Origin of the sequence: Methylobacterium sp. 10 (assembly GCF_000519085.1) — a bacterium.
GTDB lineage: Bacteria > Pseudomonadota > Alphaproteobacteria > Rhizobiales > Beijerinckiaceae > Methylobacterium.
Genome location: NZ_KI912577.1, coordinates 549,008 through 564,972, shown reverse-complemented (window position 1 = coordinate 564,972; position 15,965 = coordinate 549,008). Strand labels below are relative to the sequence as shown.

At 69.0% G+C, this 15,965-nt stretch carries 15 protein-coding genes; 8 read left to right on the top strand and 7 right to left on the bottom strand.

Annotated features, from left to right (window positions below; genetic code table 11):
- The first annotated feature begins 49 nt into the window (after nt 1-49).
- From K368_RS0102590 to K368_RS0102565, 6 genes are all read left to right on the top strand, one after another.
- Entirely contained in the window at nt 50-1,177 is a 1,128-nt protein-coding gene (locus K368_RS0102590) for a metallophosphoesterase (protein WP_027171029.1), read from the top strand.
- A gap of 43 nt (nt 1,178-1,220) precedes the next feature.
- Nucleotides 1,221-2,489: an arsenic transporter gene (locus K368_RS0102585; RefSeq protein WP_027171028.1), complete on the top strand. Its 1,269-nt coding sequence runs from the start codon at nt 1,221-1,223 to the stop codon at nt 2,487-2,489.
- 28 nt (nt 2,490-2,517) lie between these two features.
- A complete protein-coding gene (locus K368_RS0102580) occupies nt 2,518-2,964 on the top strand; it encodes a DMT family transporter (RefSeq protein WP_027171027.1) in 447 nt (148 codons plus the stop codon).
- A 40-nt stretch (nt 2,965-3,004) separates the two neighbouring features.
- Nucleotides 3,005-3,451 carry a DMT family transporter gene (locus tag K368_RS0102575; protein WP_027171026.1) on the top strand — a complete coding sequence of 149 codons (447 nt, stop codon included), beginning with the start codon at nt 3,005-3,007 and terminating at the stop codon, nt 3,449-3,451.
- A 307-nt stretch (nt 3,452-3,758) separates the two neighbouring features.
- Complete coding sequence (locus K368_RS0102570) at nt 3,759-3,989, top strand: hypothetical protein (protein ID WP_027171025.1); 231 nt, start codon at nt 3,759-3,761, stop codon at nt 3,987-3,989.
- Nucleotides 3,990-4,018: 29 nt separating this feature from the next.
- Nucleotides 4,019-4,288 carry a BrnA antitoxin family protein gene (locus K368_RS0102565; RefSeq protein ID WP_027171024.1) on the top strand — a complete coding sequence of 90 codons (270 nt, stop codon included), beginning with the start codon at nt 4,019-4,021 and terminating at the stop codon, nt 4,286-4,288.
- 57 nt (nt 4,289-4,345) lie between these two features.
- On the opposite strand, the gene K368_RS0102560 is transcribed toward K368_RS0102565, so the two are convergent.
- Nucleotides 4,346-6,538 carry a PBP1A family penicillin-binding protein gene (locus tag K368_RS0102560; protein WP_027171023.1) on the bottom strand — a complete coding sequence of 731 codons (2,193 nt, stop codon included), beginning with the start codon at nt 6,536-6,538 and terminating at the stop codon, nt 4,346-4,348.
- Nucleotides 6,539-6,976: 438 nt separating this feature from the next.
- On the opposite strand from K368_RS0102560, the gene K368_RS0102555 reads away from it, so the two are divergent.
- Nucleotides 6,977-7,930 (top strand): pirin family protein, encoded by a 954-nt coding sequence (locus K368_RS0102555; protein ID WP_027171022.1) that lies wholly within the window; start codon nt 6,977-6,979, stop codon nt 7,928-7,930.
- Between the two features lie 72 nt (nt 7,931-8,002).
- The gene (locus tag K368_RS0102550; RefSeq protein ID WP_027171021.1) at nt 8,003-9,754 is read left to right on the top strand and encodes a monovalent cation:proton antiporter-2 (CPA2) family protein; all 1,752 of its coding nucleotides are present in this window, start codon (nt 8,003-8,005) and stop codon (nt 9,752-9,754) included.
- Nucleotides 9,755-9,779: 25 nt separating this feature from the next.
- Here K368_RS0102550 and mnhG read toward each other — a convergent pair whose 3' ends face one another.
- From mnhG to K368_RS0102520, 6 genes are read right to left on the bottom strand one after another with little or no spacing between them, the layout of a single operon-like run.
- Nucleotides 9,780-10,121: a monovalent cation/H(+) antiporter subunit G gene (gene mnhG, locus K368_RS0102545; RefSeq protein WP_027171020.1), complete on the bottom strand. Its 342-nt coding sequence runs from the start codon at nt 10,119-10,121 to the stop codon at nt 9,780-9,782.
- Nucleotides 10,118-10,402: a K+/H+ antiporter subunit F gene (locus K368_RS0102540; RefSeq protein WP_027171019.1), complete on the bottom strand. Its 285-nt coding sequence runs from the start codon at nt 10,400-10,402 to the stop codon at nt 10,118-10,120. Before K368_RS0102540 ends, mnhG begins: the two co-directional genes overlap by 4 nt.
- 27 nt (nt 10,403-10,429) lie before the next feature.
- Nucleotides 10,430-10,921: a Na+/H+ antiporter subunit E gene (locus K368_RS0102535; RefSeq protein WP_027171018.1), complete on the bottom strand. Its 492-nt coding sequence runs from the start codon at nt 10,919-10,921 to the stop codon at nt 10,430-10,432.
- A complete protein-coding gene (locus tag K368_RS0102530) occupies nt 10,918-12,525 on the bottom strand; it encodes a monovalent cation/H+ antiporter subunit D (protein WP_027171017.1) in 1,608 nt (535 codons plus the stop codon). Before K368_RS0102530 ends, K368_RS0102535 begins: the two co-directional genes overlap by 4 nt.
- Nucleotides 12,522-12,890 carry a Na+/H+ antiporter subunit C gene (locus tag K368_RS0102525; protein WP_027171016.1) on the bottom strand — a complete coding sequence of 123 codons (369 nt, stop codon included), beginning with the start codon at nt 12,888-12,890 and terminating at the stop codon, nt 12,522-12,524. The genes K368_RS0102530 and K368_RS0102525 overlap by 4 nt, the downstream gene beginning before the upstream one ends.
- The gene (locus K368_RS0102520; RefSeq protein WP_027171015.1) at nt 12,890-15,820 is read right to left on the bottom strand and encodes a monovalent cation/H+ antiporter subunit A; all 2,931 of its coding nucleotides are present in this window, start codon (nt 15,818-15,820) and stop codon (nt 12,890-12,892) included. The genes K368_RS0102525 and K368_RS0102520 overlap by 1 nt, the downstream gene beginning before the upstream one ends.
- Between the last annotated feature and the right edge of the window lie 145 nt (nt 15,821-15,965).

Sequence of the window (15,965 nt, the reverse complement as noted above, 5' to 3'; positions counted from 1 at the left end):
GGCACCAGGCGGAGCGACGCTGGAGACATGCCATGACACGTGCCAAGCCATGACACACGCCACGAGCGGACGGGACGACATCCTCGCCTTCGCCCATATCGGTGACCTGCACCTCACCGAGGGGCATCTCCAGAACGCCCGCGATTTCTTCGCCATTGTCGCGCAGCTCGGCGCGGTGGAGGGACTCGATTTCGCGTACCTGCCCGGCGACAACGCCGAGAACGGCCTGCCCGAGCAATATGCCCTCGTCCGCCAGGGCCTGGCCGGCCTCTCCCTTCCCGTCCATGTCGTCACGGGCGATCACGACATGGAGAGCGGCAGCCTCGATGCGTTCCATGCCGGCCTCGGCGCACGGCGGCTTCCCTACGCCATCGACATCTCCGGCATCCGTTGCCTCTTCCTCGACATGTGCGGACCGGGAGGCGGCGGTCCGGATTTCCGCCTGGGCGACACACAGCTCGCCTGGCTCCAAGGCGAAATCCACCTGGCCGAACGCGACGGTCTCGACTGCGCGCTGTTCATGCACAGCTACCCCGCCGACCTTAAAGGCGACGGCGAGGCCGCCCGCGTCGCCCATCTCGTCTCGCAGTCGCGCGTGCGCCTCGTGGAAATGGGCCACACCCATTACAACGAGCTCGCCAATGACGGTCGCACCATCTTCGCGGCCACGCGCTCCACCGGGCAGGTCGAGGAAGGGCCGGTCGGCTATGCCGTCGCCGCCATCGATGGCGGCGTCGTCAGCTGGCGCTTCAAGGAACTGGCCGCGCCCTGGCCCTTCGTCCTCGTCACCGCTCCGGCCGACCGGCGCCTTGCCCATGACGACGGGCACCGCGTGCGCGACAGGGTGGAGGTGCGGGCGATCGTCCTCGGCGCCTCGCCCGTCACTGCCTGCGAGGTCAGCGTAGATGGCGGGCCGTGGCAGGCGATGACCCGCGCCGACGGCGACCGGCGCTACCGGGCATCGATCCCCTGGGACGCGGTGGCGTGCCGTCTCACCGTGCGGGCCTCGGATGCAGCCGGGGGCACGGGGCGGGACGTCGTCGAGCCGGCCACCGACCGGTCCCTCTTGCCGGTCTCGAAGGGGATCGGAAGCGACGCGGATTCCATTGGCGCCTGGCCCGAAAAGGGCCTCCTCGGTACCCAGCTCGGACCCAACCGAAACGGCCGACACTGGTAGCCCTCGCTCCGCTTCTCCGCCCCTGACAGGAACTCGCCCGCCCATGTTCGCACTCCCCGTGACGCCGCATCTGGCGACCTGGATCATCGCCGGACTGGCGACCCTCGGGGTCATCACCCGGCCCTTCGCCTGGCCGGAGGCGGTCTGGGCAGTGCTCGGTGCCGGGGCGCTGCTGGCGCTGGGCCTGATCTCGCCGGAAGCGGCCTGGGACGGCGTGCGCAAGGGGACGGATGTCTACCTGTTCCTCGTCGGCATGATGCTGCTCGCCGAGATCGCCAGGAAGGAGGGCCTGTTCGACTGGCTCGCCGGCATCGCCGTGCGTCAGGCCAAGGGGTCGGCGACGCGCCTGTTCCTGCTGGTCTATCTCGTCGGCACCGTGGTCACGGTGTTTCTCTCCAACGATGCCTGCGCCGTGGTGCTGACGCCGGCGGTCTATGCCGCGGCCAAGGCGGCGGAGGCCGAGCCGCTGCCCTACCTTTTCATCTGCGCCTTCATCGCCAACGCGGCGAGCTTCGTACTGCCGATCTCGAACCCGGCCAATCTCGTCGTCTACGCCGCGCACATGCCGCCGCTCACCGAATGGCTCGCGCGGTTCGCGCTGCCCTCGGCCCTGGCCATCGTCGCCACCTACATCGTCCTGCGCCTGACCCAGAACTCGGTCCTGAGGCAGCAATTACTCGCCAGGGACGTCGAGGCGACGCCGCTCTCGGGCACCGGCAAGGTCGCCGGTCTCGGCATCGTCGCCACGGCCGGGGCCCTCATCGCCGCCTCGGCTTACGATCTCGAACTCGGCCTGCCGACCTTCGTCGCGGGCCTCGCCACCACGCTCCTCGTCCTCGCGATCAAGCGCGGCGGTGCGGTCCAAGTCGTCAAGGACGTGTCCTGGGGCGTCCTGCCCCTGGTGGCCGGGCTGTTCGTGCTTGTGGAGGCCCTGGAGAAGACCGGCGTGCTCGCCATGGTCGCCGATCACCTCAAGCGGGCGGCGCAAGCCTCGCCCGAGGCCGCGGCCTGGGGCGGCGGCACCCTGGTGGCGGTGCTCTCCAACCTCGTCAACAACTTGCCGGCCGGCCTGATCGCGGGGGCGGCCGTGCAGCAGGCCGACGTCTCCGAGAAGGTCGCCGGGGCGATCCTCATCGGCATCGATCTCGGCCCCAACCTGTCGGTGACCGGATCCCTCGCCACCATCCTGTGGCTCACCGCCATCCGCCGCGAAGGCGAGAATGTCGGATTCTGGCGCTTCCTCAAGCTCGGCCTGCTGGTGATGCCGCCGGCCCTGATCCTGGCCCTGGCCGGCCTGCTCCTCCTGCCCTGATCCCCCTCCATTCCGAGGACGACCCGACATGAACGCGGCCCTGCTCTATCCCTTTATCCTCCTCGCCGGCGCGCTCCAGGCGGCGGGCAATTCCATGAACGCGCGACTGCGCGTGGCCCTCGTCAATCCGTGGCTGGCGGCTTCCGTCTCGTTCTCGCTCATCGTCTTCGTCTTCGTCACGCTGTTCGTGGTGATGCCGACGCCGCTGCCCAGCCTGGAACAGCTCGGCGGCATGCCGTGGTGGGCGCCGTTGGGCGGGCTCGCCGGAGCGGTGGCGGTGTTCGGCGGCCTCGCCTTCGTCGACAAGGTCGGGGCCGGGCCGTTCAACGGGCTGCTCATCACCGCCAACATCCTGACCTCGCTGGCCATCGATCATTTCGGCTGGCTCGGGATGCAGGCGAATTCGCAGGGGCTGCTGCACCTCCTCGGCGGCGGCCTGATGGTGGCCGGCATCGTCCTCATCGCCCGCTTTTGAACCCGTCCGGCCCGAAACATCCACGGGAGATCCCACGCTCATGACCGGCCCTCTCTTCTATCCCTTCATCCTCGTCGCCGGCGCCCTGCAGGCCATCGGCGTCACCATGAACGCGGCGCTTCGCGGCGCCCTGGTCAACCCGTGGCTCGCGGCGGCGGTCTCGTTCCTGCCCATCGTCTTCGTCTTCGTCGCGATGCTGGCGATCCGGCCAGTCCCGCTCCCCACCCGCGACGATCTCGCAGGCATGCCGTGGTGGGCCCCGCTCGGCGGCATCGCCGGGGCGGTGGCGGTGTTCGGCGGCCTCCTCTTCGTCGACAAGGTGGGGGCGGGCGCCTTCAACGGGATGCTCATCACCGCCAACCTGTTGACGTCGCTGGCCATCGACCATTTCGGTTGGCTCGGGATGCCGAAGCACCGCGCCGGCAAGGCACGGATCGCAGGTGCCGGGCTGATGGTGGCCGGAATCGTCCTCATCGCGGCGTTTTGACGGGGACATCCACCGGGATTTCCCTATGCAGCCACCGCGAGTCCTTGCCAGGGTTCGCTTTTTGGTCCCCGGACGTGCTATGTCCCGGCGATCCCGCCCGAAGCCGGTCCCGTGCGAAGGGTGTGTGGATCACCCTTCCTTGCCGCCGATCGCGGATTTTCACGTCCGTCGGCACTTGTCTCGATCTTCGACATGATGCGCCGCGCGAGCGGGCACGAGCGGTTCATCCGCCGCTGCCGCCTCCGCCAGGGCGAATGATGCGATCGATGCGTGGGCGGCGAGGCGAGGGGAGCCAGGAAGGACGACGATGAGCGACGAAACCGACGCCAGGACTAGGTCCGAAGAGCGCGCCGAGCGCGCGGAGCGGATGGCCAAGGAAGGCGCGCAGGCGATGGCGGAGCATCTGCAGTCGGTGAAGGAGATCGACGAGCGCACCGTGAAGCTGCGTGCCCTTCGCCTCGCCAAGGAAGCCGCCGATGCAGCGGAGAAAGCTGCCGCTCCCGCGCCGGCCCCCAAACGCAAGCGCTCCGCGAGCTGAGCCAGACAGCCTTACCAGGAAACCGACCCATGGCATTCGATCGGACCCGTCGCGCCAGCGACCCCCGCCAGGCGGCGGAAGCCGCCTTCAAGGCCGCCACCACCAAGGCGACCGATGCTCCCAAACCCGCCGAACGAGCCCCCGCCGAACGCGCGCCCGCCGCGCCGCTCAGCCCGCCCGGTGCCCGCGAGATGGTGTCCCTGCGCCTCGACCGCGCCGTGCTGGAGCATTTCCAGAAGGACGGCCCCGGTTGGCAGGACCGGATCAACGCTTCGCTGAAGGGCCTCGTAGGACTGTAATAGCAGCCCAGGTCTGGCGGCGGCTCGCCGCCCTCGGGAGGTGTTTCTCTCCCGCGCTTATTCCCCCACCCCGAACAGCTTCTCCAGGAAATTCCGGTCGTCCTGGCTCGGCCCGCGGGCGCGCTGGTTGGCGGCGACGCGCGGGGGCGGGGCGGCGGATTGCGGCTCTCCGAGGAGGGCGCCGATGAGGCCCCCCGGTGCGGTGCCTGTGGTGGCGGGAACCTCCGCCGGGGCACGGTTGCGCCAGTGGTTCGCGCCCGGTAGCATCGTCGGAGTCTGGCCCTTGAGGGCCACGGTCATGTAGGTTTTCCAGATCTCGCCGGGCAGATTGCCGCCGGAAACCTTCTTGGTCGATTCGCCGTCGTCGTTGCCGAGCCAGACGCCGGTGACCAGAGTCGCCGAGTAGCCGATGAACCAGGCATCGCGGAAATCCTGGCTGGTGCCCGTCTTGCCGGCGAGATCCCAGCCCGGAATCTCGGCCTTGCGCGCGGTACCCGAGACGAAGGTCTCGTGCATCATCGCGTTCATCATCGAATCCGTCTCGGCGCTCATCACCCGGCCGAGATTGGTGTCCTTTCGCTGGTAGAGCGCCTTGCCCGTCGTGCTCTTCACGTTGGCGATGACATAGGGGTTCACCCCCGTGCCGCCATTGGCGAAGGCGGCGTAGGCACCCACCATCTCCAGCGGGGTCACCTCCGAGGTGCCGAGCGCCAGGGAGCCGTTGGCCTGCAGCGGCGAGGAGATGCCGAGGCGCTGAGCCGCCTGGACCACGGCCTTCGGGCCGACTTCCTGGCCGAGGCGCACGGCCACCGTGTTGAGCGACAGCGCCAGCGCCTCGCGCAAGGGGACCGGACCGCGATAGTCGCGCGAATAGTTCTCCGGGTTCCAGCCCTTGATGCTGATCGGCGCGTCGTCGCGCACGGTGTCCGGGGTCAGGCCGCGCTCCATGGCGGCGAGGTACACGAAGGGCTTGAACGACGAGCCCGGCTGGCGCTTGGCGGTGGTGGCCCGGTTGAACTGACTCTGGGCGTAGTCGCGCCCGCCGATGAGCGCCCGGATCGCCCCGTCCGGTCGCACCGAGACCACGGCCCCCTGGGCGACGTTGTAGCGCGAGCCCTTCTGGTTCAGCTCGTCCACCAGCGCCTTCTCGGCCGCGCCCTGGAGACGGGTATCGACGGTGGTGGTGACGACGATGTCGGTGTCGAATTTCGGCAGGAAGTCGTCGAGCACGTCCATGACGAGATCGGCCACGTAATTGGCCGAGCCGCCGCCGCGGCTGCTCGCCGGCCGTGCCGGTGTCGCCAGCGCCAGCTTCACCTCGGCGGGCTTGGCGAAACCGAGCTCTTCCATGGCCGCGAGGACCTGAGCCGCGCGCGCCTGGGCGGCGGGCAGGTTGCGGTTGGGGGCGAGGCGCGAGGGCGCCTGGACGAGGCCGCCGAGCATGGCGGCCTCCGCCAGCGTCACCGCCTTGGCGGGCTTGCCGAAATAGCGCTGGGCGGCGGCCTCGATGCCATAGGCGCCGGCGCCGAAATAGACCCGGTTCAGGTAGAGTTCGAGGATCTCGTCCTTGGTGTAGCGGTGCTCCAGCCACAGGGCGAGGATCGCCTCCTGGATTTTTCGCGATGCGGAGCGCTCGGGCGTCAGGAACAGGTTCTTGGCGAGCTGCTGCGTCAGGGTCGATCCGCCCTGCGAAACGCCGCGGCGGGTGATGTTCTGGGCGACGGCACGGGCGATGCCCACCGGGTCGACGCCGAAATGGCTGTAGAAGCGCCGGTCCTCGATCGCCACGAAGGCGCGCGGCAGATAGGGCGGCAGCTCGCCGATGCTCACCACCCGTCCGCCGGTCTCGCCGCGATTGGCCAGGAGCGAGCCGTCGCTGGCGAGGATGGCGATGTTGGGCGGACGCTTCGGGACGGCGAGCTGGTCGATCGGCGGCAATTGCGAGGCATGGTAGGCCACCAGCCCCGCGATGGCGATGATGCCCCACAGGCCGAGCACGAGGGTGCCATAGAACAGGCCGCCGAGGAACGAGCGCCGGCGCGGCTTGCGGGCCGGTGCCTTGGCCCGCGCCGAGGGACGCCGGGGGCCTTCGCCCTGGCCGTTGCTACTCGTCCCGCGTTTGCCCACACCGCCTCCGGCGCGATCGTCGCCGCTGAGCCGCAGATCGAGATCGCCGCGACCACCGATGCGCCCCTCGGGCACGTCGAAGTTCGGCTCCTCTCGCCCGCGTCCCTTGCGTCCGTTCGCCATGCGTTTCGTCTGAACCTGTGAGTGTCCCGCGATCCGAGATGCTCAGGTACCGCAGGGTAAATACGGCGGGTTTAAGGGTTCTTAACCCGCTTCTTTTTAAGCTTTTGAAACCATAGGGAAATTTTAACCGGTCGGCCGTGCCGGTCCGGATCGTGATTTCCGCTCTTCGAACCTCGCCCACAATCTCCACGGCCGTGACTGGAGCGGGCGTTTCCGGAAACGATCGGTTTCCGTCGTTTCTATTTCATTCCGCTCGGATGGGCCGGATAACCATGCCGGTGCGGACATGCCGGCTTTCTTCAAGACACGGTGCCCGACGGGAACGTATGCCCCGGCCTGATCGTGAGGGCCGATGGAGACGGTCGCGTGGACCCAGGCCGAGCTTGCCCCGCGACCCGCGATACATTTCAGTCGGACCAAGCAGGAGGGAAACGGGCAATGAGCTGGCACGGTGCGGACGACCCGGTTCCGGGCGATCATTTCTCCTGCGACGTGATCAAGACCCTGATCGTTCCCCGCTCGCGGGATCTTGGCTCGTTCTCCGTCCGGCGGGCCCTGCCGTCGACTGAGTGCCGGATGGTCGGGCCGTTCATCTTCTTCGACCAGATGGGGCCGTCCGAGTTCCTACTCGGCCAGGGCATGGACGTGCGGCCGCATCCGCATATCGGCCTCTCCACCGTCACCTACCTGTTCGACGGCGAGATCATGCACCGGGACAGCCTGGGCACCGAGCTGCCGATCCGCCCGGGCGAGCTCAACTGGATGACGGCCGGTCGCGGCATCACCCATTCGGAGCGGACCGGCGCCGGGCTGCGCCGGACCGGCTCGAACCTGTTCGGCATTCAGGCCTGGGTCGCGCTCAGCGGCAAGGACGAGGAGACCGCCCCCGCCTTCGAACATTACGATGCGGATGCGCTGCCGGTCCTCACCGGCGAGGGCAAGATTGTCCGGCTCATCGCCGGCGAGGCCTTCGGCGCCAGGTCGCCGGTGCGGACGTCGAGCCCGATGGTCTATGCCGACGTGACGCTGGAGGCGGGCGCCGTCCTGCCCCTCGACCCGACCTATGACGAGCGCGCGATCTACACCGTCTCCGGCGCCATCGACATTGCCGGGGACGGGTTCGGTCCCGGCCAGCTCCTCGTCTTCAATCCCGGCGACCGCATCAGCGTGCGGGCGACCGAGGCCGCGCGCTTCATGGTGCTCGGCGGCGAGCCCATGGACGGGCCGCGCCATCTCTGGTGGAACTTCGTCTCCTCGCGCCCCGAACGGATCGAGCAGGCCAAGGAGGATTGGCGCCAGGCCCGCTTCGACACCGTGCCCGGCGATTTCGAGTTCATCCCACTGCCCGAAGTGTCTCCGCCGGAAGCGCCCTCGCCCGTGCGCTATCCGTAAAGATGCGCGAGACCGGGGCGAGGCCGATGGGGCGCCGCCCGCGAACCCTCTTCGAGCGGAGACGTCGACATCATGGCAGTTGAAGCATCCGGTGCCGCGAGCGAACTCGTCCAGGTCGTGGCACTCCTCTCCGCGGGCGTCGTCGCGGTGCCGGTCTTCAAGCGGATCGGCCTCGGTTCGGTCCTCGGCTACCTCGTGGCGGGGCTCGCCATCGGTCCGTTCGGCCTCGGCCTGTTCTCGGATGCCCACGCCATCCTGCACGTGGCGGAACTCGGCGTGGTGATGTTCCTGTTCATCATCGGGCTGGAGATGGAGCCGTCCCGGCTCTGGGGCATGCGGCGCGAGATCTTCGGGCTCGGCCTCGCCCAGGTCGCCGCCTGCATCGCGGCGCTGATGCTCGTCGGCATCGCCATGGGGTTCTCGCCCGCCATCTCGTTCGTGGCCGGCACCGGCTTCGTCCTCACCTCCACGGCCATCGTCATGCAGCTTCTCGAGGAGCGCGGGTCGATCTCGACGCCGAAGGGCCAGCGCATCGTGGCGATCCTCCTGCTGGAGGACCTCGCCATCGTGCCGCTGCTCGCCATCGTCGCGCTGCTGGCGCCCGGCGGGCAGGCGACCGGCACGATGGAGCGCGTCTCCAGCATCGGCATCGCCCTCGGGTCCGTGGCCGCCCTGGTGGCGGCGGGGCGCTGGCTGCTCAACCCACTGTTCCGCCTGCTGGCCGCGGCCAAGGCCCGCGAGGTGATGACGGCGGCCGCCCTCCTCGTCGTGCTCGGCTCTGCCCTGGCCATGCAGCTCGGCGGGTTGTCCATGGCCATGGGCGCGTTCCTGGCGGGCGTCCTCCTGTCGGAATCGAGCTTCCGGCACCAGCTGGAGGCCGATATCGAGCCGTTCCGGGGCATCCTACTCGGTCTGTTCTTCCTCGGCGTGGGCATGTCCCTCGACCTGACGGTCATCGCCGCGAACTGGGCGCTCATCCTCACCGGTGTCGTCGCCTACATGGTGGTGAAGAGCATCGTCATCTATGCCATCGCGCGTCTCCTGCGCGCCTCGCATCCCGAGGCGATGGAGCGTGCGGCCTTGATGGCGCAGGGCGGCGAGTTCGCCTTCGTGCTCTATGCCGCCGCCGCGAGCGCGGGCATCATCGACGGCACCACCAACGCCATCCTGACGGCGACGATCATCCTCTCCATGGCCGTCACGCCGCTGATGGTCATCGCCTTCGATCGCCTCGGCCCGAAGGCCTCGGTCTCGACGGAGGGTGTCGAGGTGCCGGAGAACCTCGTGGGTAGCGCCCTCATCATCGGCTTCGGCCGCTTCGGTCAGGTGGTGAGCCAGCCGCTGATCTCGCGCGGCTGCTCGGTCTCGATCATCGACACCAACCCCGCCTATATCCGCGTCGCCGAACAATTCGGCTTCAAGATCTATTACGGCGACGGTACGCGCCTCGACATCCTGCACGCGGCCGGGGCCGCCACGGCACGGGCGATCCTGATCTGCATCGACGACCGCGAGGCCGCCCGGCGGATCGCAGAACTGGCGAAGGCCGAGTTCCCCCTCGTGCCCGTCCTCGCTCGCGCCCGCGACCGCGAGCACGCGATCGAGCTCATCCATGCCGGCGTCGCCTACCAGCTCCGGGAGACGTTCGAATCGGCCCTGGCCTTCGGCGAGCAGGCGCTCCTCGCCATCGGCGACGAGCCCGACGCAGCCAGCGCGGTCATGGCCGAAGTCCGCCGCCGCGATGCCGAGCGTCTCGAGATGGAGACCGTGGGCGGGATCTATGCCGGGCGCGACCTGATCCGGGGGAATGCGGCGGAGGCCTGAGGAACGGCGATGCGCCGGCCGCGCCTCACATGTCCGGCGGAGCGTCGGGATTGCCTTCGTGGCGGTCGCGTTGCGCCGCCGCGCGGGCGAGGAGGAGCAGCGTCACCGGGGTCGTCACGGTGAGGAACACGCCGATCAGGGCGTCGCGCAGGACCAGGCGGCCCTCGATCAGGGACAGGAGCAGCATCGAGCTCATGAGGATCAGGGCCATGCCCAGGGTCGCGCCCAGGGTGGGAGCATGGACGCGCTCGTAGAACGTCCGGAGGCGAATGAGGCCGAAGGCGCCGGTGAGCGAGAAACCCGCGCCGACGATCGCGAGCGTCACCACCAGCCACGCGGCCCAGACGGGCAGGTCGACACCGTTCACTGGATCACCTCGCCCTGCATCAGGAACTTCGCCAGTGCCACGGTGGCGGTGAAGCCGATCATCCCGAGGATCAGCGCGGCCTCGAAATAGAGGCCGCTGCCGGTGCGCATGCCGTGGACCACCACCGCCAGCATGCCGTTGAGGTAGAGGGTGTCGAGGCCGAGGATACGGTCCTGGGCGCGGGGCCCGCGCAGCATCCGCCATGCGGCGAGCGCCATGGCCAGAACCAGCATCCCCTGGGCGAAGCCGAGCCCCCAATCGAGAACGGTGGTGGCGCTCATGGAAAGAACCTCATGGGACGAAGAAAATCATGGGGCGAAGATCTGCATCAGGGGGCGCTCGTAGCGGTCCTTTACCCGCCGCACCCATTCGTCCCCATCCGTGTAGTCGAGCACGTGCATGAGCAGGCTGCCGGTATCGGAATCGTACTGGACCCAGAGCGTGCCCGGCGTGCCGGTGAGGATGATCGACAGGAGTGCGATTCCGAACGGCTCGCGCATGTCGAGGGGAATGGTGACGAAGCCGGTCCGCCGCTCCCCCCGGCGAAGCCCGAGTATGATGCGGGCGACGTCGATGTTCGAGCGCACCATGTCGGAGAGCACGGTCACCGCAAGTCGGGCGAGGGTGCCGGGCGCGCGTACCTGCACCGCCTGAGGCCTCAGCGCCAGCATGACGGCGGGAACGGTGAGGCCGATCGACAACGCCAGCAGGACGTTGCCCGGTGAGAGCGGCGCGTTCAGCAAGAGCCAGGTCGCGGCGAGGCTGGCCGACAGGATCGGATAGGGCAGGATGCGGCTCACGATCCACCGCCTTCCCGGGTCGGCCCAAGGACGGCGCGAACGTAATCCTGCGGCTGCGCCAGCCAGCGCACGGTCTCGTCTGCATAGGCGAGGGCCGGGCCGCCCCAGAGGGCCAGCGCCAGACAGGCGGCGAGCAGGCCGGCGAGAGCGGTGAATTCCGAGAGGCGCAGGACGGGAGGCGGGTCGTCGTTCGGAACCCAGAGGTTCTTGATCCCGAGGCGCACCATCGGCATCAGCGTGGCGAAGCTGGACAGCGTCAGCGCGGCGATGAGCCACCAGGCCGAAGCCGTCATGGTGCCCGTCGTGAGCCCCATGAAGATCGCGAGCTTGCCGACGAAACCGGAGAGCGGGGGAACTCCCGCCAGCATCAGCGTACAGACGAGGAAACCGCTGCCGAGCAGTGCCACCGAGGCGGGGATCGCCCGGCCGATCTCGGTGGCGTCTGCATCGTCGAAGGGATCGCGGTACTCATCGGCGAAAACGGCCTGGGCGGCCTCCAGCGGGTCGCGGCCGCGCTGGAGAATCTCGGCGAGGAGGAACAGGGCGCCCGCCGCGAGGGTGGAGCCGAGGAGGTAGTACAGGGCGCCCGAGAGCGCCCCGTCGTTGCCGCTCCCCAACGCCGCCAGAACCGTGCCCGACGAGATCATCACCGCGTAGCCCGCCGCCCGCGTGAGGTCGCGCGCGGCCAGGATGCCGATGGCCCCATAGGTCATCGTCGCGAGACCGGCGGCGAGGATCCAGGTCTGTCCGAACCCCTCCGACAGTCCCGCCCCGAACAGCAGCAGGCTCAGGCGCACCACCACGTAGACGCCGACCTTGCTGAGGATCGCGAGGATCGCGGCCGCCGGCGCGCTCGCCGCCGCGTAGGTGGTGGGCAGCCAGAACCCGAGCGGCCAGGCGCTGCACTTGATGAGGAAGGCGATGCCGAGGATGGCGCAGCCAATCTCGAACAAGGCGAGCTCCCCCGCCTCCGGCGCCGCAAGACGCCGGGCGAGGTCGGCCATGTTGAGGGTTCCCATCGTACCGTAGATGAGGCTGACGCCGACGAGGAAGAACAGCGAGGCGACGAGGTTGACCGCGATGTAGCCGAGGCCGGCCCGGATGCGCGTCTCGCCCGATCCGTGCAGGACGAGACCGTAGGAGGCGGCCAGCATCACCTCGAAGAACACGAACAGGTTGAACAGATCTCCGGTGAGGAAGGCGCCGTTCACGCCCATCAGGAGCAGCAGGAACAGGCCGTGGAAGCGCGGCCCCGCCCGGCCCCAGCGGGCGAAGGAGAAGATCAGGGCGCACAGGCCCAGCACGCTGCCGAGCGCCAGCATCAGGGCCGAGAGCCGGTCGGCCACCAGCACGATCCCGTAGGGCGCGGCCCAGTTGCCGAGGCGGTAGATCTGCGCCGCCTCGCTCGCCCGCCAGACGAGGACGAGGGCGACGCCGAGGAGGGCCAGCACCGTGGCGAGGCTGAGCGCCCCCTTCAGCCGACTCCGGCGCTCGTCCATGAGGAACATCGCCCCGGCCACCGCGATCGGCAGAACGATGGGCAGCACGACGAGATGGTCGGTCCAGTCACCGACAAGGGGGGCATTCAGAACCGTGGCGTTCATGGATGCGGGTTCTCTGGATTCGGCTCTGCCTGGTGCGGCTCGCGGCCGTCCACATGGTCGCTGCCGGTGATGCCGCGGGCGGCGAGCAGCACGACGAGGAAGAGCGCGGTGAGCGCGAAGCCGATCACCAGGGCGGTGAGGACGAGGGCCTGCGGCACCGGGTCGTCCACGGAGACGATGTCGGCCCCGGCCCCGAGCACCGGCGGCGCGCCCACCGTCAGGCGGCCCATGGCGAAGATGAACAGGTTGACGGCGTAGCTCAGCAGCGAGATGCCGAGCACGACCTGGAAGGTACGGGGACGCAGCATCAGCCAGATGCCCGAGGCGGCGAAGACGCCGATCCCCAGGGACAGCACGATCTCCATCAGGCGGGCTCCTTCTCGACGGCCCGCTCCACCCCCGCCTCGGCGGGGCGGGTGCGCCGCAGGGATTGGTGAGCCAGGGCGACGAGCATCAGCGCGCTGGCGCCTACCACCAGCACCATGATCCCGAGATCGAACAGCAGGGCGCTCGCCACCGGGACCTTGCCCAGGAGGGGCGGCTCCCAATAGGCGAAATAGGCGGTGAGGAACGGACGCCCGAACAGCCAGGAACCGGCGCCGACCAGGACGGAGACCAGCAGGCCGATGCCGATCCACGAGATCGGCTGGATCCGCAGCCGCTCTTCGACCCACTGCGCGCCCTGGGCCATGTATTGCAGCATGAAAGCAATGGTGAGCGCGATGCCCGCCGCGAAGCCGCCGCCCGGCAGGTCGTGGCCGCGCAGGAATAGGTGCAGGGCGAGGAGGACGATGAAGGGGAACAGCCACGTCATCACCACGCGGGGGACGAGGAGAGCATCGGCGGTGGTGTCGCCGAGCTCGCGGCCCTCGCGGGCATCGTCATAGGCGTCGTGATTCACCTGCTGCTTGGGAGGCCCCAGACTGTCGGAGGCGGGTCGGAAGCGGCGAAGGAGCGCGAACACCGTCAGGCCGACGATGCCCAGCACGCAGATCTCGCCCAGCGTGTCGAAGGCCCGGAAATCCACCAGCAATACGTTGACGACGTTGCGTCCGCCCGCCTGCGGGTAGGCCTCCTCGATGAACCAGCGGGCGATCCCGTCGACGGCGGGCCGGGTCATCACCGCGTAGGCCAGCCCGGCGAGCCCGAGGCCGGCAAAGGCGGCGATGCCGAGATCGATCATCCGTCGACGGCGGGACCGCGTCTTCTCCCAAGCCGGTGTCGGAATCGCCGCGTCGCGCTTGGGCAGCCAACGCAGGCCCAGCAGCAGCAGGACGGTGGTGACGATCTCCACCAGGATCTGCGTCACCGCGAGATCCGGGGCGGAGAGCCAGAGGAAGGTGAGGCTGCTCACGAGGCCCGCCCCGCCGACGAAGATGGCGGCGGACAGGCGGTGGTACTTCGCCCGCTCCGCCGCGCCGATGGCGCAGGCCGCGCCTACGAGCCACATCAGCGCGAAGGCCGGGTCGAATTCCGTGGTCTTGCCCGGCGCGAACAGGTCGAGCCCCCGCACGACTCCCGTCACCAATGCGGCCAGGAGCACGGTGAGGAAGAGGATGCGCAATTGCGCCTGGAGGCGCTCGGCGCCGAGCCCGGCTTCCAGCCGGCGGGCACCGTTCACGAGGCCGGTCATCGTCCGCTCGAACAGCCATCCGCCGTCGATCCGATCCATGAGCCAGGGGCCGCCGCGGGGATTGGTGTTGATCCGCCGCCCGAACGCCACATAGAGCGCGATGCCGCCCAGCAGCGCCACCACGCTGAGCGCCAGCGGCGCGTTGAAGCCGTGCCAGATGGCCAGATCGTAATCGGGCGTCCGTTCGCCGAGGACAGACCGGACCGCGCCTGCGAGGAGGGGACCGATTGTGAGGTTCGGCACGAGGCCGATGGCGACGCAGACGAGGACGAGGAGCTCAATCGGGATGCGCATCCAGCGGACCGGCTCGTGCGGGGCATGCGGCAGGTCGTGGGGGGCGGGTCCGAAGAAGGCCTGGCGGATGAAGCGCACGGAGTAGAGCATGGTGAAGGCGCTCGCCAACGTCGCCAGCACCGGCAAGGCGAGGTTGAGCAGGTGGCCGTCCGCATTGTCCACCGCCTCCGCCAGGAACATTTCCTTCGACAGGAAGCCGTTGAGGAGCGGCACCCCCGCCATCGCGGCGGCGGCGACCATCGCCAGGGTGGCGGTATAGGGCATCGCCCGCCACAGGCCGCTGAGGCGGCGCATGTCGCGCGTCCCGGTCTCGTGGTCGATGATGCCCACCGCCATGAACAGCGAGGCCTTGAACGTCGCGTGATTCACGGTGTGGAAGATCGCCGCTACGACGGCCAGGGGTGAATCGAGGCCGAGGAGCAGGGTGATCAGCCCGAGATGGCTGATGGTGGAATAGGCGAGCAGTCCTTTGAGGTCGTGCTGGAAGATCGCGCTCCAGGCGCCCACCAGCATCGTGATCATGCCGGCGGTGCCGACGATCCAGTACCAGGCCTCGGTGTCGGCCAGCACCGGCCAGAACCGGATCATCAGGAAGATGCCGGCCTTCACCATGGTCGCCGAATGCAGGTAGGCGCTGATCGGCGTCGGTGCCGCCATGGCACGCGGCAGCCAGATGTGGAACGGGAACTGCGCCGATTTGGTGAGCGCGCCGGCCAGCACCAGCACCAGGGCCGGCAGGTAGAGCGGGCTGTTCCGGATCGCATCGCCGGAGGCGAGCACCACGGAGAGGTCGTAGCTGCCGACGATCTGCCCGATCAGCACCAGCCCGACGAACAGGCAGAGGCCGCCCGCCGCCGTGATGGTCAGCGCCATGCGCGCGCCGTCCCGGGCGGAGGCGTTGTCGGACCAGTAGCCGATGAGCAGGAACGAGACGATGCTCGTCAATTCCCAGAAGACGAAGAGCTGGATCAGGTTGCCCGAGAGAACGATGCCCAGCATCGCGCCGACGAAGGCGAGGAAATACGAGAACAGACGAGGCACCGGGTCCGCTTCCGCCATGTAATAGCGCGCATAGAGGACCACGAGCGCGCCGATGCCGAGCACCAGGACGGCGAACAGCCAGGACAGCCCGTCGAGCCGCAGCACGAAGCGGACGCCGAGCGTCGGCAGCCAGTCCACCGTCCAGATCACGGGGTCAGGGCCGGCGACGGCGGGGTAGAGGAGACCGATGCAGGAGAGGCAGGTCACCATCACGAAGCCCGCGACGATCGCGGCGGCGTTGCGCGCATGGCCGGGCAGGCAGATCGCCACGACGCTGCCGAGGAAGGGCAGGATGGCGGCGGTGGCGAGGAGCAGGTGAGGCGGCATCGGCTCGGGCAAGACCCTCGTTGGGCGGGACCGCCATCCATCGGGCGCGGAGGGGAGTCCAGCGAAGCGAAGAGCGTGGCGCTCGCGCGGATAAGCTGCGGTATAGGCCGCAACATCAGACGTGGCGAGGGCGGAGAGCCGCGAG